18 protein-coding genes are annotated in these 18907 nt (G+C 55.2%); 11 read left to right on the top strand and 7 right to left on the bottom strand.

Going from position 1 to position 18907, the window contains the following annotated elements; translation table 11 throughout:
- Window positions 1-78: 78 nt before the first annotated feature.
- The 4 genes from topA to tldD form a co-directional block, all read right to left on the bottom strand.
- Window positions 79-2703 (bottom strand): type I DNA topoisomerase, encoded by a 2625-nt coding sequence (topA, locus tag DS901_RS01115; protein WP_113775324.1) that lies wholly within the window; start codon window positions 2701-2703, stop codon window positions 79-81.
- Between the two features lie 123 nt (window positions 2704-2826).
- Window positions 2827-3960 carry a DNA-processing protein DprA gene (gene dprA, locus DS901_RS01110; RefSeq protein ID WP_181820704.1) on the bottom strand — a complete coding sequence of 378 codons (1134 nt, stop codon included), beginning with the start codon at window positions 3958-3960 and terminating at the stop codon, window positions 2827-2829.
- 78 nt (window positions 3961-4038) lie between these two features.
- The gene (locus DS901_RS01105; protein ID WP_113775091.1) at window positions 4039-4476 is read right to left on the bottom strand and encodes a hypothetical protein; all 438 of its coding nucleotides are present in this window, start codon (window positions 4474-4476) and stop codon (window positions 4039-4041) included.
- Between the two features lies 1 nt (window position 4477).
- Window positions 4478-5899 (bottom strand): metalloprotease TldD, encoded by a 1422-nt coding sequence (gene tldD / locus DS901_RS01100; RefSeq protein WP_113775090.1) that lies wholly within the window; start codon window positions 5897-5899, stop codon window positions 4478-4480.
- A 169-nt stretch (window positions 5900-6068) separates the two neighbouring features.
- Between tldD and coxB the strand changes: the two genes are divergently transcribed.
- From coxB to DS901_RS01050, 10 genes are all read left to right on the top strand, one after another.
- A complete protein-coding gene (gene coxB, locus DS901_RS01095; protein ID WP_113775089.1) occupies window positions 6069-6887 on the top strand; it encodes a cytochrome c oxidase subunit II in 819 nt (272 codons plus the stop codon).
- Window positions 6888-6971: 84 nt separating this feature from the next.
- Entirely contained in the window at window positions 6972-7904 is a 933-nt protein-coding gene (gene cyoE / locus DS901_RS01090; protein WP_113775322.1) for a heme o synthase, read from the top strand.
- Window positions 7904-8104, top strand: coding sequence for a hypothetical protein (locus DS901_RS01085; protein ID WP_113775088.1), 201 nt, complete (start codon window positions 7904-7906; stop codon window positions 8102-8104). The genes cyoE and DS901_RS01085 overlap by 1 nt, the downstream gene beginning before the upstream one ends.
- The gene (locus DS901_RS01080; protein ID WP_113775087.1) at window positions 8101-8715 is read left to right on the top strand and encodes a cytochrome c oxidase assembly protein; all 615 of its coding nucleotides are present in this window, start codon (window positions 8101-8103) and stop codon (window positions 8713-8715) included. Before DS901_RS01085 ends, DS901_RS01080 begins: the two co-directional genes overlap by 4 nt.
- Window positions 8716-8740: 25 nt before the next feature.
- The gene (locus DS901_RS01075) at window positions 8741-9547 is read left to right on the top strand and encodes a cytochrome c oxidase subunit 3 (RefSeq protein WP_113775086.1); all 807 of its coding nucleotides are present in this window, start codon (window positions 8741-8743) and stop codon (window positions 9545-9547) included.
- 94 nt (window positions 9548-9641) lie between these two features.
- Complete coding sequence (locus DS901_RS01070) at window positions 9642-10322, top strand: SURF1 family protein (RefSeq protein ID WP_113775085.1); 681 nt, start codon at window positions 9642-9644, stop codon at window positions 10320-10322.
- Between the two features lies 1 nt (window position 10323).
- Entirely contained in the window at window positions 10324-11703 is a 1380-nt protein-coding gene (thrC, locus tag DS901_RS01065; protein ID WP_113775084.1) for a threonine synthase, read from the top strand.
- 2 nt (window positions 11704-11705) lie between these two features.
- Window positions 11706-12974, top strand: a complete 1269-nt coding sequence (locus DS901_RS01060) for a M16 family metallopeptidase (RefSeq protein WP_113775083.1) — start codon at window positions 11706-11708, stop codon at window positions 12972-12974.
- Window positions 12974-13558: a GNAT family N-acetyltransferase gene (locus DS901_RS01055; RefSeq protein ID WP_113775082.1), complete on the top strand. Its 585-nt coding sequence runs from the start codon at window positions 12974-12976 to the stop codon at window positions 13556-13558. The genes DS901_RS01060 and DS901_RS01055 overlap by 1 nt, the downstream gene beginning before the upstream one ends.
- Before the next feature lie 17 nt (window positions 13559-13575).
- Window positions 13576-14988 (top strand): FAD-binding oxidoreductase, encoded by a 1413-nt coding sequence (locus DS901_RS01050; RefSeq protein WP_113775081.1) that lies wholly within the window; start codon window positions 13576-13578, stop codon window positions 14986-14988.
- Window positions 14989-15063: 75 nt separating this feature from the next.
- On the opposite strand, the gene DS901_RS01045 is transcribed toward DS901_RS01050, so the two are convergent.
- From DS901_RS01045 to DS901_RS01035, 3 genes are all read right to left on the bottom strand, one after another.
- Window positions 15064-15534 (bottom strand): hypothetical protein, encoded by a 471-nt coding sequence (locus tag DS901_RS01045; protein ID WP_113775080.1) that lies wholly within the window; start codon window positions 15532-15534, stop codon window positions 15064-15066.
- A gap of 62 nt (window positions 15535-15596) precedes the next feature.
- Complete coding sequence (locus DS901_RS01040) at window positions 15597-16127, bottom strand: adenine phosphoribosyltransferase (RefSeq protein WP_113775079.1); 531 nt, start codon at window positions 16125-16127, stop codon at window positions 15597-15599.
- An 11-nt stretch (window positions 16128-16138) separates the two neighbouring features.
- Complete coding sequence (locus tag DS901_RS01035) at window positions 16139-17005, bottom strand: S-methyl-5'-thioadenosine phosphorylase (RefSeq protein ID WP_113775321.1); 867 nt, start codon at window positions 17003-17005, stop codon at window positions 16139-16141.
- A 174-nt stretch (window positions 17006-17179) separates the two neighbouring features.
- On the opposite strand from DS901_RS01035, the gene DS901_RS01030 reads away from it, so the two are divergent.
- Window positions 17180-18796, top strand: a complete 1617-nt coding sequence (locus tag DS901_RS01030; RefSeq protein WP_113775078.1) for a SulP family inorganic anion transporter — start codon at window positions 17180-17182, stop codon at window positions 18794-18796.
- Window positions 18797-18907: the final 111 nt, after the last annotated feature.

Genomic DNA, 18907 nt, shown 5'->3' with positions numbered 1-18907 from the left:
TTCCCCCGTTTCGCAATCGGCCAAAGCCTGACCCGCGAAACAGGGAAAGTCAACGTGCATGCTGCGATGCAGCACATGCTATTTTTTGATAGCAGGTTTCTTTTTTGCTGCTGGCTTCTTGGCGGCGGGCTTTTTCGCGGCAGGTTTTTTTGCCGGGGCCTTTTTCTTAGGTGCCGGTTTTTTCTTACCCGACTTCGCCGCACGCTCATCAATCAGATGTACAGCCTGTGCCATCGTCAGCTCGGCTGGTGGAATGTCTTCGGGGATCGTCGCGTTGATCTTTTCCCATTTGACGTAGGGGCCGTATTTGCCGTCAAAGACGTTCACCGGTCCGCCTGCTTCGGGGTGTTCGCCCAATTCATGGATCGGCACGGCCGCTTTGCCACGTTGGCCACGGCTCGCGACTTTTTCCGCAAGCAATTGTACGGCGTGGTTCATGCCCACGGTCCAGACGTCTTCGATGCCTTCAAGATTGGCGTTTGTGCCGCCCTTAAACGAAGTGTGTTCAGCGTGTTTCAAATAGGGCCCATAGCGACCAAGATTGGCCCATACATTCACACCGTCTTCGGGATGGGGGCCGATCAAACGCGGCAGTTCAAGCAAACGCAACGCGTCTGGAAGCCCAATTTCTTCGGGATTCCAACCTTCGGGCACACCTTGGCGCGGTGGCTTTTTATTGTCTTCGGTCACTTCGCCACGCTGCACATAGGGGCCAAACCGCCCCTTGAATACGCGGATCGGATCGCCAGCGTCTTCGCCGAGCAGCTTGCCCTCGGGAGGAATTGCAGATGCTTCGGCCTCTGGGTTTGGGGGACCAAAGGGGCGCGTGTAGCGGCATTCTGGATAGTTCGAACAGCCAATAAAGGCCCCACCAGAGCGGGCGGTGCGCATGGACAAGCGCCCTTTGCCGCAGTTGGGGCAAAGACGTGGATCACTGCCATCTTCCGTCGGCGGAAAGAGATGCGGTTCAAGCACTTCGTTAATTTTCTCAAGTACTTCGGTGATCCGTAGATCAGCGGTTTCCGCAATCGCTGCAGAAAAATCGCGCCAGAACCGTTCAAGTACTTTTTTGTATTCAGCGTCACCAGCACTGACCTCATCAAGCTGGTTTTCTAAATCTGCGGTGAAATCATAGCCGATGTATTTGCGGAAATAATTCGTCAAAAACGCGGTAACCAAACGGCCTTTATCCTGCGGGATCAGACGGTTTTTGTCTTTTTCAACATATCCGCGGTCCTGAATCGTGGTCACGATTGACGCATAGGTTGACGGGCGGCCGATGCCCAATTCTTCCATGCGCTTGACGAGCGTGGCTTCGGTGTAGCGGGGCGGCGGTTGAGTAAAGTGCTGCTCTGGCGTGACCGATTGCTTGGCGGCGTCTTCGCCCTCTGCCAGTTGGGGCAGGCGTTTGTCGTCATCATCGACGACAGTGTCATCCTTGCCTTCTTCATAGATCGCGATAAAGCCATCAAACACCATGACTTGGCCGTTGGCGCGCAAGATCACCTGTTCGTCGGCGCTGGCGATATCAACAGTGGTCCGTTCAAAACGCGCGGCAGACATTTGACTGGCGAGGGTGCGTTTGTAGATCAAATCATAAAGTTTGCGTTGGTCGGCGTCTTTAATATTCGCCTCATCTGCGCCCAGCATTAAATCTGTTGGTCGCACACATTCGTGGGCTTCTTGGGCGTTCTTTGCCTTGTTTTTGTAGACGCGGGGCGATTCGGGCATGTATTTTTCGCCAAATTTGGCTTTGATTGCATCGCGTGCGCCCGTCACCGCCTCTGGCGCCATGTCGATGCCGTCGGTCCGCATATAGGTGATCAATCCAGCCTCGTACAAACGCTGTGCGACGCTCATGGTTTGACGCGCGCCCATGCCGAATTTGCGGCTGGCCTCTTGTTGCAGGGTCGATGTCATGAATGGCGGCGATGGGTTGCGGGTGCCGGGCTTTGCTTCGACCGATTTGATGGTTAAATCGCGCGAATTGATCGCCTGCACGGCCATTTCGGCCTGCGTTTCATTGCCCAGATCAAATTTGTCGAGCTTCTTGCCCGCCAGCGTCGTCAACCGTGCTTCAAATGTTTGACCGCGCGGAGACGTTAAAAGTGCCTTGATGGTCCAATATTCTTGGTTGCGGAAGGCTTCGATTTCCATCTCGCGCTCGCAAATCAAGCGTAGTGTCACCGACTGCACCCGACCTGCGGATTTCGCGCCGGGCAGTTTGCGCCAAAGGACGGGCGACAGGTTGAAGCCAACTAAATAATCGAGTGCGCGACGCGCAAGATACGCCTCGACCAGGGGCGCATCGACTTGGCGCGGATTTTTCATCGCATCAAGAATTGCGGTTTTGGTGATGGCGTTGAACACAACGCGGCTGACGGGCGTATCTTTTTTGATCGCTTTACGCGCGGTCAAAGCTTCGGTCAGGTGCCAGCTAATGGCTTCGCCTTCGCGGTCGGGGTCGGTCGCGAGAATCAGTTCGTTGTCGTTTTTCAACGCGTCGATAATTGCTTTGAGATGCTTTTTGCTGTCGCTTGCGACCTCCCATTTCATGTCGAAGTCTTCGTCAGGCAGGACCGATCCGTTCTTGGGTGGCAGGTCGCGGACGTGGCCGTAGGATGCCAAAACTGTGTAACCTTTGCCTAGATAACCTTCAATTTTCTTGGCTTTGGCCGGTGATTCGACGACGACAACTGGCATGAGAATCCTTTGGGCGGATGAGGAGCGATTTAGGTGCGCAAGATGTGGTGTGTCGCGCCGGATTGTCAATGCGCCCATTACGACAGGGCCATTTTCTTCCAATTGTTGCGCGTTCAAGTGCTGCTAGTTGACGACCGCGGCCCATAGCCCGCCGGGTTGGCGTGCGATCCTGCCGTCAAGTTCCAAATAGACCAAAACAGGGGCCACCGTTGCAGCGGGCGAATCCACATCGCGCAGTAATTGATCTTCGGCAATGGGGTTTGGGCCGAGCCGCGCCAAGATTTCATCGTGCAGCGCTGCGGTTTGCTGCAACGGGCGCGGTGCAGGTGGCGGTGTGAGGTCCAGTTCGGGGGCTTCGGGAAGGACCGGAGAAATAGCTTCGATCACATCAGACGCATTGCGGATCAGTGTTGCCCCGTCGCGCAGCAGCATATTGCATCCAGCCGCGCGGGCATCGAACGGGTGGCCGGGAACTGCGAAAACGTCGCGGGCCTGATCCAATGCATTTCGCGCGGTAATCAGGCTGCCTGATTTTGCGGCAGCTTCGACCACGATCACAGCCTGTGCCATGCCGGATATAATACGGTTGCGGGCCGGAAAATGCCGGGCTTGTGGTTGCATCCCCATCGGCATCTCGGACAGGCGTACGCCCTGTTTGGCAATGTCGTGCGCAAGCTGCGTGTTTTCAATGGGATAGATAGTATCGACCCCGCCAGCCTGCACGGCGGCTGTTCCACCGGGAAGTGCGGCGAGATGCGCAGCGGTATCGATCCCACGGGCAAGACCAGACACAACGACAAACCCCGAATCGGTCAGATCCGCAGCCAGCTTTTTTGCCATGCGGGTGCCAAGCGATGACGCGTTGCGCGCACCCACTAATGCAATCATCGGACGGGTCAAAAATGCGAGATCACCCAAGACCCACAATAATGGTGGGGCGTCTGCAATATCGCGCAGATTGGTTGGATAGCGCGGGTCGTCATCCGTCATCAATACCGCGCCATTGGCGTGACCCGCGTCAAGTTCCGCGCGCGCCACGCCAATGGGGCATGTTTCATACCCTTTTACACCCGCTTCACGGGCAATCTCCGGCAATGCGTCCAACGCGTTTTGCGCCGTGCCATGTTCCGCCATCAGCCGCCGGTAGGTCACAATGCCAACCCGGCGTGAACGCAATAGACGAAGCCGGTCAACCAGATCACCTTCCGTGGTGGGTAGGAGTGGGGGGTGATTGGAAGTTTTGCGTTTTCCGGTCATCCTGATTCTCCGCCTATTGCGTGGTCAGTTTTAGGCCTACGCAGTTAACGAGATGTGAATCTTTGCATGTTTTGTCGATCAAAGGTTTTGCTTTGGCCGCGCAAGTTGTGCGCAGAACCAAAGCGCCCCGGCAAAGCCAACGCCGGGCAGTGAAGTCATTACGACGAAGCCGAAGTCATACGCGGCTTCCTTTAGGCCAACAAGCACAAGAAACGCTGCGTGGCTAACAATCCCGCCCAATACAAAGCCAACGGCCCATCCGCCAATCCCAGTCATAAGCAGAGCCACAGCGACCGGCACAATCAGCAAGGTTGTCACAAACGCAAAAATAAAGAGATTAAGAATAAACGCGCTTGTATCCCAAAAATACCCTAAGCTATCGGTCAGCGTTGGCGTATACGTTACTGCGGCCCAAACGGCGAGCAACAGTGCCGGAAGTATGAGCTCAACGATGAGTATCGCAATCCCAATCATCTTGAGCGCATCAAGCAATCGGACTGGCGCGGAGCGAAACATACTACGCTGCAGCTCCGCCAATCGTTAGCCCGCCAATCAGCAGGCTGGGTTGTCCGACGCCGACGGGCACCCATTGCCCGGCTTTCCCGCAATTGCCGATCCCGGGATCAAGTTGCATGTCATTGCCGATCCCGCGAATTTGTTTCAACGCGGTTGCGCCGTCGCCGATCAGGGTGGCCCCTTTGACAGATGCCCCAACGATACCGTTTTTGACGCGGTAGGCTTCGGTGCAGGAAAACACAAATTTGCCGTTGGTAATATCAACCTGACCACCGCCAAACCCAACTGCGTAAATCCCGTCTTTCAGATCGGCGACGAGGCTTTCGGGGGCCGCGTTCCCGCCTAACATATAGGTGTTGGTCATACGCGGCATCGGCGCATGGGCATAGCTTTCGCGGCGCCCGTTGCCCGTTGGGGCGACTCCCATCAGGCGCGCGTTTTGGCGGTCTTGCATATAGCCGACCAGTACGCCGTCCTCGATCAATGTGTTCTTCGCGCTAGGCGTGCCTTCATCATCGACGGTGATCGATCCGCGCCGATCAGGGATGGTGCCGTCATCAAGCACGGTGACGCCTTTCGCGGCGATTTGTTGACCCATCAGTCCGGCAAAGGCGGATGATCCTTTGCGGTTGAAATCACCTTCAAGCCCATGCCCGATGGCCTCGTGTAGAAGGATGCCGGGCCAACCCGGGCCAAGGACCACATCCATCATGCCTGCGGGGGCTGGTTCCGCGTCTAAGTTTACAAGGGCGATGCGCAACGCCTCGCGCGCGACCGGTTCCCAGTGGTCGCGCCCGATCAACCCGATTAACCCAGCCCGCCCGCCGCCGCCCATCGATCCGCTTTCGCGTACGCCGTTTTTTTCTACGATAACACTGATATTCAGGCGCGACATGGGGCGAGTATCCGTGACCAATGTGCCTTCGGGGCGCAAGATCAGTACCTCTTGGTGTGAGGCGGCAAGGGTGGCCGACACTTGTACGACTCGCGGGTCGAGCGCGCGGGCAAAGGCGTCGATTTCGCGCAATACGTCAATTTTGGCCGGGAACGTTGCTTGCAGCATCGGATCAGCGTCCGAATAAAGTTTGCGGTTCGTGCCTATCGGGCAGGGGGCCATGGTGCCGCCGCCGTCGCCGACGGCTAGCCGGGCAGTCGCTACTGCGCGTTTTAACGCATGTTCGTCAATCGTTGTGGAATGCGCATAGCCTGCAGTTTCGCCACGTACCGCACGCAACCCAAACCCTTCGGATGCATCATAACTGGCGGTCTTGACGCGACCATCGTCAAACGACAACACTTCTGATTTGCGGCGCTCTAGGAAAAGTTCACCGTCATCAGCGCCTTGCGTCGCGTCGCGCAGCAAGGTGAGCGCGCGATCTTGATCAAGGTTGGTTTCAAACGGGCGAAATGGATCAGTGGACATGCAAAATTCCTTAGGTCTGCGCAAATTATCGGCAAAAGCGGCTCTTTGCCGCAACAGCAGTTCTTGAGTTGTGCATCAAGATATGGGACATGGACGGTCAGATACAACGGGATTCCTTCTTGGGTACCGTTCCAGACGCGCCTGAGGCGCAACGATGTTAGGGTAGAATATGCGACTGAAAACCTTTGCGACCTCACTTTTGTCCGGTGCCGGCCTGATCATGGCTGGGGCGGCTGCGACAGCGCAAGAAGTCAGCCAAGAGCTGGAAATTATTGGGATGCCCGTTGATGGCGCGACCGGGTTTCAGCCAGCGGCGACCGAACTGGCACGTGATGTACAAGATTTGGATCATCTGTTGCTCGTGATTATTACCGTAATTACGTTATTTGTGACAGGGCTGCTCGCATGGGTTCTGATCCGTTATAACCAAAAGCGCCAACCGACACCTGCTGGATTTACGCATAACTCTCCGCTGGAGATCGCGTGGACCGTTATCCCAATTGTCATTCTTGTGATCATCGGATCATTTTCCTTGCCTGTGCTGTTCAAACAGCAGGTCATCCCTGAAGGCGAAATTAACATCAAGGTCACTGGATACCAGTGGTATTGGGGTTATGAGTATGTCGACGAAGATGTCGCGTTTGATAGCTTCTTGTTGGGCCGTGATGAGCTGGAAGAATATGGCTATAGCCAAGATGAATACTTGCTTGCGACCAACACGTCTGTTGTTGTGCCTGTGAATACAACGGTTGTGATGCAATTGACTGGTGCGGATGTGATTCATTCATGGGCGATGCCGGCCTTTGGGGTCAAGCAAGACGCCGTTCCAGGGCGTTTGTCACAGCTTTGGTTTTCAGCTGAGCGCGAAGGCATCTTCTTTGGGCAATGTTCAGAGCTTTGCGGTAAAGACCACGCCTATATGCCCATCACTGTAAAAGTTGTAAGCCAAGAAACTTACGATGAGTGGCTGGCAGCGGCGAAGTCCTAAGCGGGGCGGTGGATTGAAATCCACCCTACGTCAAAGCAACCCTGTAGGGTGGACCTTGATCCTCCCATCGTGGAAAGAACCGATATGAGTGACATCAGCATGCAGGATAGCAGCTATGAGGCAAGCATGGGCGATTATTTCGCCTTGCTTAAGCCGCGTGTCATGTCGTTGGTGGTGTTTACCGCCTTGGTTGGGTTGTTGGTTGCGCCCGTGCCCGTTCATCCGTTCATCGGGTTCGTGGGCATTTTGTGTATCGCTGTTGGGGCTGGTGCCTCTGGTGCGCTGAACATGTGGTGGGACGCTGATATCGACCAATTGATGAAGCGCACCGCAACACGTCCAATTCCTTCAGGTCGTGTTGAACCGGGTGAAGCATTGGGCATCGGGCTGGCGCTTTCTGGCTTTGCAGTTGTACTGTTAGCGCTTGCGACGAATTTTCTGGCAGCTTTCTTACTGGCATTCACGATCTTTTTCTATGCGGTCGTCTATTCGATGTACCTCAAACGTTCGACACCACATAACATCGTGATTGGTGGGGCCGCAGGGGCATTCCCTCCGATGATAGGCTGGGCGGTTGCGACCGGTGGTGTGAGCATTGAAAGCGTTCTGATGTTCGCGTTGATCTTTATGTGGACCCCCCCGCATTTCTGGGCGCTCGCGCTGTTTGTGAAGTCCGATTACGGCCGCGCTGGTGTTCCGATGCTGACGGAAACACATGGGCGCGACACCACGCGCCGTCATGTGCTGATCTACACAATTGCTTTGGTGCCCGTCGCGCTTGGGCTCGGGCTGACGTCTATTGGCGGCCCTGTCTACATGGCTGTTGCCGTGGTGATGAACCTTTGGTTCCTCAAGGGGGCCATCGATATTTCGCGCCGTGACGATGCCGCCTGTGAGACTGATAAACATAAAGTCGAAATTAACGTCTTTAAGGTGTCGCTCTACTACCTCTTCGCTCATTTCCTAGCACTTTTGTTTGAGGCTGCGTTGCGTCAATACGGGCTGGGGGGCTGGTGATGACAATGAAAGTTGAACATGAGGTGCACGGCCGCCGCAAGAACCGCAACTACGGTGTCTTGATCTTGTTGCTGTGTTTTGTGGGAATCGTCTTGGGATTGACCGTTGTAAAGGTTATCCAGCTTGGCGATGCGCGCAAATTCGAAGCTACTGATCATGTCGCGCGCCCTCAAATCATTCCGGAGGAAGGCTCAGAATGAAGCTTTTTCCAAACCTTTCAGGCCCGCACCGGACTGCACTGATGACAAGTGCGGTTGTGGTGACGATGGGCGGTTTGGCTTATGCCTCCGTGCCGTTTTATGACTGGTTCTGCCGGGTGACCGGATTTGGCGGAATCACAAATGTTGCCGAGGCCGGTAGCGATGTGGTTTTGGATCAAACGATCACCGTGCGCTTTGATGCCTCGCTTGACCGGGATATGCCGTGGACTTTTAAACCTGAAGTGCGCGAGATGGAATTGCGGATCGGGGAAACCGGGCTGGCCTACTACGAAGCGCACAACCCGCTTGATGTCGCGATCGCAGGCCAAGCTGCATATAACGTCACCCCCTATGAGGCAGGTGCGTTTTTCGACAAAATTGAGTGTTTTTGTTTCACCGAACAGGTTTTGCAACCGGGCGAAACCGTGATGATGCCAGTGAGCTTTTTTGTTGACCCCGCGATTGTTGACGATCGTGAAGGGAAACACGTGCATACAATCACGCTCAGCTATACTTTCTACCAAATCGACCTACCAGAGGACGTGGTGCAAGCTGCGCTTGCGCCCTCGACTTTGACAACGGCGTCGCAAGACGCCATAGAATTGAACTAACGATAAGACGATAGGGACGCACCACATGGCGCATGAAAAGAATCACGATTATCACATCCTGCCACCTTCGATCTGGCCGTTCTTGGGTAGCCTCGGGGCATTTATTATGCTCTTTGGTGCCGTAGTCTGGATGTCCGTAGATGACGGGGGCCCATACATGTTCCTCGTCGGTTTGGCGATGGTGCTTTATGTCATGTACGCGTGGTGGGCTGACGTTGTCGCCGAAAGTCGGGTTGGCGATCATACCCCCGTTGTACGGATCGGCCTGCGCTATGGATTTATCATGTTCATCATGTCCGAAGTCATGTTCTTTGCGGCGTGGTTTTGGTCGTTCTTTAAACACGCGATGTACCCAATGGGGCCAATGAGCCCACTGCAAGACGGCGTTTGGCCACCTGCCGGGATCGAAACGTTTGATCCGTGGCACCTGCCGCTGATCAACACGTTGATCTTACTATGTTCTGGTGCAGCCGCGACTTGGGCGCACCACGCGCTGGTCCATGAAAACAACCGTGAAGACATGAAATGGGGGCTGATCCTTGCTGTTGTCTTGGGCGGGATTTTCACCGTGTTCCAACTATACGAATATAGCCACGCAGCATTTGGGTTCGGCGGCAACATCTATGGCGCGAACTTCTTTATGGCGACAGGTTTCCACGGCGCACACGTCTTTATCGGGACCATCTTCTTGCTGGTCTGCCTGATCCGTCTGCAAAAGGGAGACTTCACCCCTGAAAAGCACATCGGGTTCGAAGCTGCCGCTTGGTACTGGCACTTTGTGGATGTGGTTTGGTTGTTCTTGTTTGCAGCCGTGTACGTCTGGGGCGGCTAAGCCAAACGCAGGTTCGTAGGGTGGATCTTGATCCACCACCCCTGATCTAAGCGCGCGGGGACCTCTCGCGCGTTTTTCTAATTAAGGGCGCAAAATGCTGCGTAAACTGATCTTTCCACTTCTTCTGGGAATTGCGGGCTGCGGGGTTCTTGTGAGCCTTGGGGTTTGGCAGGTACAGCGCCTTTCTTGGAAAGAAAATATTTTGGCAGAGCTCGACTCGCGGCTCACTGGTGCTCCGACACCACTTACCCAGACTGCGACCGAAATTGACGATGAATATACGCGGGTAACATTGGCTGGTGCACCAACTGGAGAAGAGCTCCATGTGCTGACATCGGGCACCGCTGCCGGGACAGGCTACCGGGTGATTTCTAAATTTATTCTAGATGACGGCAGCGCAATCCTTGTTGATTTGGGGTTGCTACCTTTAGTTGCCAAAGATGCAGCCCCGCTGATCGCGCCAATGCAGATCACGGGCACGTTGTTGTGGCCTGATGATCAAAACAACAGCACCCCTGATCCGGATCTTGCTAAAAATATTTGGTTTGCCCGCAACACTGAAATTATGGCCGCAGAACTTGCGACAGAGCCGTTTATGATCGTAGCGAGCACCGCAACCCCGGCCGATCCGCGCCTGACCCCCTTGCCAGTGGCAACATCAGGCATCAAGAACGATCACCTTGAATATGCGATCACTTGGTTTTCGCTGGCCTTTGTCTGGGCTGTTATGACACTTTTTCTTATCTTCCGCACGACCCGCCAAAAGGACGTCTAAAATGCGCTATATCTCAACCCGTGGCACCGCCCCCGCGCTGACCTTCGAAGAAGCCATGTTGACCGGGCTTGCCCGTGATGGCGGGCTTTATGTGCCCGAAGACATTCCGACGCTGACCCCAACGCAGATCGCCGCAATGGCAGGAAAATCATACGAAGAGGTGGCATTCGACGTGATGCGCCCCTTTATTGGCGATACCTTTAGTGATGCGCAATTTCGCGAATTGATTGCCAAGGCGTATGCTGGTTTTGGGCATGCGGCGCGCGCGCCCTTGGTGCAATTGGCCCCAAACCATTTCTTGTTGGAATTGTTCCACGGCCCAACATTGGCGTTCAAAGATTTCGCAATGCAGCTAATCGGGCAGATGTTCCAAGCCGCGTTGTCGCGTTCAGGCGACCGCGTCACCATCGTCGGTGCCACATCGGGCGACACGGGTTCCGCCGCAATCGAAGCTTTTCGCGGGCTGTCGAACGTCGATGTCTTCATCTTGTTCCCACATGGGCGTGTCTCCGAAGTGCAACGCCGCCAAATGACCACGCCAAGCGAATCCAATGTGCATGCATTGGCAGTGGACGGCGATTTTGACGATTGTCAGGCGGCTGTAAAAGACATGTTCAACGATTTCACCTTCCGCGAAGATGTGAAATTGGCGGGCGTGAATTCGATCAACTGGGGCCGCGTTTTGGCGCAGGTAGTCTATTATTTCACCGCGGCAGTGAGCCTTGGCGCACCGCACCGCAAAGTTAGCTTTACCGTCCCGACAGGCAACTTTGGTGACATCTTTGCGGGCTATATCGCTAAGAAAATGGGGCTGCCGATTGCCGATTTGGTCGTTGCGACCAATCGCAATGATATCTTGCACCGCACCTTGGAAACCGGCGCCTACACCAAAGAAGGCGTCACCCCAACCATCAGCCCATCAATGGATATTCAGGTGAGTTCTAACTTTGAACGCGCGTTGTTTTACGCTTACGGCGGCGATGGTGCGACGGTCGCAGCACAGATGGATGATCTGAAAAACGGCGGCTTTGATATTTCGCAAGGGGCCTTCCAGATGTTGCAAGACACGTTTAAGTCGGGACGCGCGTCCGAGGATGACACAAAAGCGATGATCAAATCGTGTCGTGCGGATAGCGGTGAATTGTTGTGTCCACATAGTGCGGTTGGGGTGCATGTTGCACAGGCGCATTTGGGGGCAACACCGATGATCACCTTGGCGACCGCGCACCCTGCTAAATTCCCGGATGCGGTAAAAGAAGCCTCTGGCGTCGCGGCACCACTTCCCCCGCGGATGGCCGACCTATATGAGCGCCCCGAACGTGTCACACGCGTGGCCAATGATTTGGCGGCATTGCAAGCCGTCATCAAAGAACGGATCTGACTTTGACAATTCAACTGCACACCCTGTCGAACGGTTTTCGGATCGTGACAGAGCATATGCCAACGCTGAAATCCGCCAGTATCGGCATCTGGGTCGAAGCGGGCGGGCGGCACGAAAAGCCTGCGCAAAACGGTATCGCGCATTTTCTTGAACATATGGCGTTCAAGGGCACGCAAAAGCGGACCGCCCTGCAGATCGCGGAGTGCATCGAAGATGTGGGCGGCTATATCAACGCCTACACAAGTCGCGAGGCGACTGCCTATTACGTGCGCCTGTTGGAAAATGATGTGCCACTTGGGCTGGATGTGATTGCAGATATTCTGTTGAACCCGGTATTCGCGCCCGAAGATATCGAAATTGAACGCGGTGTGATCTTGCAAGAAATTGGCATGACCATCGATACCCCTGATGAGATGGTGTTTGATTGGCTGCAAGAAGTGTCCTTTCCCGATCAGGCGCTTGGCCGTACGATTTTGGGCCCGGCAGAGCGGGTTAGCGCATTTAACCGTGATGATTTGCAGCAGTTTGTTGGCCAACATTATGGCCCTAACCAGATGATCTTAGCTGCGGCAGGCGCGGTGGATCATGACGCGATTGTTGCGCAAGCAGAGGCGCTGTTTGGCCATCTGCCCGCGTTGGATCGTGGCACTGATTTGATCCAGCCCGCCCGGTTTGGCGGTGGTGAAATCCGCAACGTCAAAGATCTCGAACAGGTGCATTTTGCGCTTGGTCTGGAAGGGCCGAATTACCGTGATCCACAGATTTACACCGCGCAAATCTATAGCTCAGTCATGGGCGGTGGCGTGTCCTCGCGCCTGTTCCAAGAAATTCGCGAAAACCGTGGGCTATGCTATTCGATCTTTGCGCAAACAGGCGCCTATGAAGACACCGGGATGACCACGATTTACGCGGGTACAAGTGCCGAACAAATCGCAGAACTGGCTACCGTCACCATCGATGAAATGAAACGCGCCGCAGATGATATGACTGCGTCAGAAGTGGCGCGCGCGCGTGCCCAGATGAAAGCAGGGCTTTTGATGGGATTAGAAAGCCCGTCCAACCGGGCTGAGCGTCTGGCGCGTTTGCTGCAAATCTGGGGACGTATCCCAAGCCTTGATGAAACCATCGCGCAAATCGATGCGGTGACCACAGGCGATGTTAAATCCTTTGCAGGTCAAATGGCGGGGCAAACCGGGATGGGGCTAGCGCTTTATGGTCCGACGGATGCCGCACCGACGTTGGATGCGTTGAAAGAACGGCTGGCGGCGTGATGCTTGGGGCCAAACGCAAGGTCCGGATCGAAACAGAACGGCTAATCCTGCGTCCGCCTGTGCATGGTGATTATCGGGCTTGGTCCACGCTACGCTATGACAGCGCCGCGTTTCTAACCGCGTGGGAACCGACCTGGGCGACAGATCATCTCACACGTAAGGCCTTTACCAACCGGGTCTATTGGGCGCAGCGGTCCATTGCGAATGGATCTGCCTTGCCGCTGTTTTTGGTCCGCCGCAATGACCAGGGGCTGGTTGGGGCGATCACGCTCGACAACATTCGGCGCGGACCTGCACAGGCTGGCACGACGGGGTATTGGATCGGCGAACCTTTCGCGCGCCAAGGTTATATGCGCGAGGCGTTACAGGCCGTCGTGAACCATGCATTCACTGCGATGGATCTAAGCCGGGTTGAGGCAGGCTGCCTGCCTGAAAATAATCCATCACGCCGTCTGCTAGAACAATGTGGTTATAAATATGAAGGCGTCGCGCAAAGCTATTTGCAGATCAACGGGCGTTGGCGCAATCATGTGCTGTACGCCAACTTGCGCCATGATCGGCGCGGGAAAACCGACGTCGGTTAACGTCAAAGGAGCAAACTATGCTGAACCCTGTCACTCCTGTATTTGAAGATAGGCTACGCAGCCTTTTGCCCGCCGCAGCGTTCAAAGAAGACACCGCGCCCTATATGTCCGAACCGCGTGGGCGTCGCTCAGGCCACGGTATCGTCGTTGCTCCCGCCACGACCGAGGAGGTCGCAGCGCTGGTCAAAGCCTGTGCAGAGGCATCTGTCGGGATCATTCCTTACGGTGGCGGCACCGGTCTTGTCGGTGGGCAGCTCAGCGACGAAGGGTCGAAACCCGTTGTGCTTTCGCTCGAGCGGATGAATAAAATCCGCGCGGTCTACCCTACTGAGAATGTTCTCGTCTGTGATGCAGGCGTGATTCTTGCAGATGTGCAAAAGGCGGCAGAAGATGTGGATCGTTTGTTTCCGCTGTCGTTGGCCTCTGAAGGTTCGGCGCGGATTGGTGGGGTGTTATCTACAAACGCAGGTGGTGTGAATGTGCTGCGCTATGGCAATGCGCGCGCGCTTTGTCTGGGGCTAGAGGTCGTGCGCCCTGACGGCACCATTTGGCACGGGCTCACCCGGCTGCGCAAAGATAACACCGGCTATGATCTGCGTGATCTGATGATCGGGGCAGAGGGAACACTTGGGGTCATTACGGGGGCCGCGCTAAAACTTTCGCCGCGCCCGGTGGGGATCGGTGCGGCATTGATGGCTGTGCCGTCACCAAAGGCCGCACTTGACCTATTGGCGCTTGCGGGTGCGCGTATCGGGGATGGGATTTCTGCATTTGAGATTATGCACCGCCAAGGCATGGATTTTCTTGCCGAAGTCGGCCCGCAACAGCGCGAGCCACTTGATGAGATCCCTGAATGGTCGGTGTTGATCGATGTTGGCCTGCCCGAAGGTCTAAGCCCCGAGGCCGCGCTAGAAGGGCTGTTTGAAGCTGGGTTTGAGCAAGAACTTGTCACCGATGGTGTCATCGCCCAAAGCCACACACAGCGCCAAGAACTGTGGGATATTCGCGAAAACATTCCCGAAGCAAACCGGTTGATCGGATCGATCAGTTCACATGATGTCGCGCTGCCGCTAAGCATTATCCCCGAATTTATCGAAAAGGCAGGCGCGGCACTGGCCGCCTTGGGCGATTTTCGAATCAATTGTTTCGGGCACCTCGGCGACGGCAACCTGCATTACAACGTATTTCCCGCAAGCGGGCGCAGCCGCGACGAATACGATGGGCTATCCGCAGATGTGAAACGCACCGTGCACGATATTGTCGCGCAAATGGAAGGGTCCGTCAGCGCGGAACACGGAATTGGGCGGCTCAAGGTCGCTGACCTTGAAAAATATGGTGACCCCGCCAAGCTCGCGATGCTGCGCGCCATAAAAGATGCGCTTGATCCAAAAGGTATTATGAACCCGGGCGCGGTGATAGTGTCATCTTAAGGTTAACGATAGCGAAAACACGGAGGCATAAATGCTTTCCAGCGCTGCTAGGAGACCTCTATTGAGGGGTATATGTTAGTTTAAAATTCGCCTCCAAAACGGTTTCTTTTTGCGGGCAGACTTCAGTATTAACGTATTTGCGCCAGCGCAGGGGTCGTCGGACGCGTTTTCCTCTAACCATAGGGCGCTACGAAAAAATGAGTGCAGGCCCCTAAATTTATCAAGTTGCGAAGATTTGTCCGGATCCGTTGCGATTTCGTCCAACAGTCCTGACCAATTCACAATTAGCCAATCTATGTCTTTGCTAAACGTCACCGTTCCTGCGCGCCGGGCATCTTGAGGGTTGGTATATAGCAGTGCCAGATTATACCCTGCGTTTACTTTGAATTCGCCGTTTGTAATTTTTGCGATCAAGGCTTCGTATTTCGCGTATACTTTTAGTGGTAGCACAAAATGCAGGTCTACGTCTGCAATTTCGTCTTTGCGATTTCCTATACGGTACTCAATAAATTCGGCCTTAACCGCATTCTCAAAATCGTTGCCCATGGTGTCACTCCACTGCGATTGCTGATTTGTGTTTGCCTAAATAGTAGACATCCAGTCTCAAATCATTCCCCTTCAAACGCACACAACGCGTGTACGTCCATGCCCAAGGTTTCCAGCTTTTTGCGTCCTCCAAGATCGGGCAGGTCGATGACAAAGGCGCAGCCGATGACTTGGGCGCCCATGCGTTCAACCAGTTTGATGCCAGCTTCGGCAGTGCCGCCTGTGGCCAGAAGGTCATCAACGATCAAGACTTTTTCGCCCGGTTGCAGCGCGTCGTCGTGGACTTCCATCACGGCTTCGCCGTATTCGAGCGTATAGGCCTGCTCAATCGTTTTACCGGGCAGTTTGCCTTTTTTGCGGATCGGCACAAAGCCTTTGGTCAGCTGATGCGCGATGGCCCCGCCAAGGATGAACCCGCGCGCCTCAAGTCCGACAACCCGGTCGATATCAAGCCCGGCATAGGGGTGAAGCAATTGGTCAATTGCTATCCGAAACCCGCGCGGGTCGCTGAACAATGTGGTGACATCGCGGAACATGATCCCTTCGTGTGGAAAATCAGGGATCGTGCGGATGTAGTCTTGGACGGTTTTCATTTGTGGGCTTTCTAAAGGATACGGCCAGCGATGGCGTCTAATTTGGCAACCAGTGCCGGGTCGCGTTTGTCAGGGGCGGTCATGACCGCGTATTCAAGCGCCCGATCACAGCCGTGCGGGCAGGCGTCACGTGTTGCCCCGAGCAGGGCAGGCAGTCGCGCGACAAGATCGCGTGCCTTGGTGCCATTTCCCTGCAATGTCGCGATAATTTCGGTGATATCAACGGCCCCATGATCCGGGTGCCAGCTGTCGTAATCAGTGATCATCGCGACAGACGCATAGCAAATTTCAGCTTCGCGGGCGAGCTTGGCTTCGGGCATATTGGTCATGCCGATCACATCGCACCCCCAAGACCGATACATTTTGCTTTCGGCGACCGAAGAAAACTGCGGCCCTTCCATAGCAAGATAGGTGCCGCCACGGTGGACGGTAATTCCAGCATCGCGCGCGGCGGTTTCGCAGGCGTCCGAAAGGCGGTCACAGGTTGGGTGGGCCACGCTGACATGCGCCACACAGCCCGTGCCAAAGAATGATTTTTCGCGCGCGAAAGTCCGGTCAATGAATTGATCCACGATCACAAAATCACCCGGCGCGCGGTCTTCGCGGAATGACCCGCAGGCGCTGACGCTGATGATATCGGTTACGCCCAGCCGTTTTAGTGCATCGATATTCGCGCGATATGGCACGGTTGTTGGCGAATGCACATGGCCGCGCCCATGACGCGGCAAAAAGGCCATCGCGACCCCATTGAGCGTGCCAGTCAAAATTGCGTCCGAGGGTGTGCCCCATGGGCTGTCGACGGTAACCCATTCCGCATTTTCCAGCCCATCCATATCATAGATACCAGAGCCGCCAATAATTCCGATTTTCGTTTGCATATGTGTCACCTGCGTCGAATCCGTTCGCTTTACACTGGCCGGGAACCGCGTAAAAGTGAACCCCGCGTCAAAGCCCGTACCGCACCAATAAAAGGCACTTGCGCCCCGAGGGGTGACAATTGCACGCAGGTCGGTTAGGGCAGGCACAACATCCCAATCTTGACAGGAATCGACATGCCCCGCGCTCTTCTAGCGAGTTTCGCAGATAGTCTTTCGATCAGCGACCCAAACGCACCATTGACCCCGAAGCAACTGCGCATAGATGTGTTGTCTGGCCTCACGGTTGCGCTGGCGTTGGTGCCCGAAGCGGTGGCATTCGCCTTTGTCGCTGGGGTGCAGCCATTGGTGGGGCTTTATGCGGCATTTATCGTCGGCTTGATCACAGCGATTTTTGGCGGGCGTCCGGGGATGATTTCCGGGGCGACGGGCGCATTGGCCGTTGTGATGGTCAGCCTTGTTGCGTTGCACGGCGTTGAATATCTTTTTGCGACGGTTGTTTTAATGGGGCTGATCCAGATTTTTGTCGGCATCATGCGTTGGGGGAAATTCATCCGGCTGGTGCCGCATCCGGTTATGCTGGGCTTTGTAAACGGGCTGGCGATTGTCATTTTCTTGGCGCAACTTGGTCAGTTCAAAGTGCCCGGTACCGCTGAAGCATCGGGTCACGGCGTCGGCGGCGGCGAATGGCTATCGGGTGGCCCAATGGCGTTGATGCTGGCGCTGGTGGCGCTGACGATGGCGATCATCTATTTCATTCCGCGCCTGACCAACGCGATCCCAGCGCCCTTGGCCGGGATTGGGATTGTTGCGGCAATCGTGATTGGTTTAGGGCTTGATGTGCCGGTTGTTGGCGATTTGGCCAGCATCGAAGGTGGCTTGCCACCATTCCACATCCCGATGGTGCCGCTGACTTGGGAAACACTTGAAATTATTGGGCCATATGCGGTGATCCTTGCAGCCATTGGTTTGATCGAAAGCCTGCTGACATTGAACCTTGTGGGGGAAATGACGGGAAATCGCGGTGGCGCGAGCCAGGAATGTATCGCGCAAGGCGCAGCAAACACGGTCACAGGCTTCTTCGGCGGGATGGGTGGTTGTGCGATGATCGGGCAATCCATGATCAACGTAAAATCCGGCGGGCGGACCCGCGTTGCGGGCATCGCGGCGGCGCTGTTTTTGCTGGCGTTTATCCTGTTCGCAAGTGGCTTGATCGAACAAATTCCGTTGGCCGCACTGGTGGGCGTGATGTTCATGGTTGTGATCGGGACCTTTGCTTGGAACTCGCTCACGATCCTGCGCAAGGTGCCACGCACGGATGCCTTTGTGACCATCCTTGTGACTGTTGTGACAGTGGCCACTGATCTTGCTACGGCGGTGGTTGTTGGTGTGATTGTTTCCGCTTTAGCCTATGCATGGAACAACGCCAGCCGCATTCATGCCAAGACCCATGAAACCCCTGAGGGTGCCAAAGTGTACCAAGTTCAAGGGCCACTGTTCTTTGGATCATCTGATGGGTTTACCGAATTGTTCGACATTGAAAATGACCCATCGCTGGTCATCATCGATTTTGCGGACAGCCGTGTGGTCGATCAATCGGCGCTGCAAGCCATCGAAGCCATCGCGGGCAAATACGAGGCTGCTGGCAAACGTATCCAACTGCGCCATATTAGCCATGACTGCCATAAACTGCTGCGTAAAGCGGGGCATTTGATTGTCGATAGCGACGATGATCCTGACTATGCATTGGCTGTGAACTACAGCGTCAAAACCGGCATTCTTGGCGGTCACTAGATATGACGACCGGGCCCGGTTTTGTCGGGCGCGGTCGTTGCAACCTATTGTTTGCGCGCGCAGTGCTTTTGCGATAGAAATGCGAAGTCACACGCCGGGTCCACGGCGGAC

Origin of the sequence: Loktanella sp. D2R18, from assembly GCF_003318235.1 — a bacterium.
GTDB lineage: Bacteria > Pseudomonadota > Alphaproteobacteria > Rhodobacterales > Rhodobacteraceae > Yoonia.
This window is presented reverse-complemented; position numbering and strand designations above follow the sequence as displayed.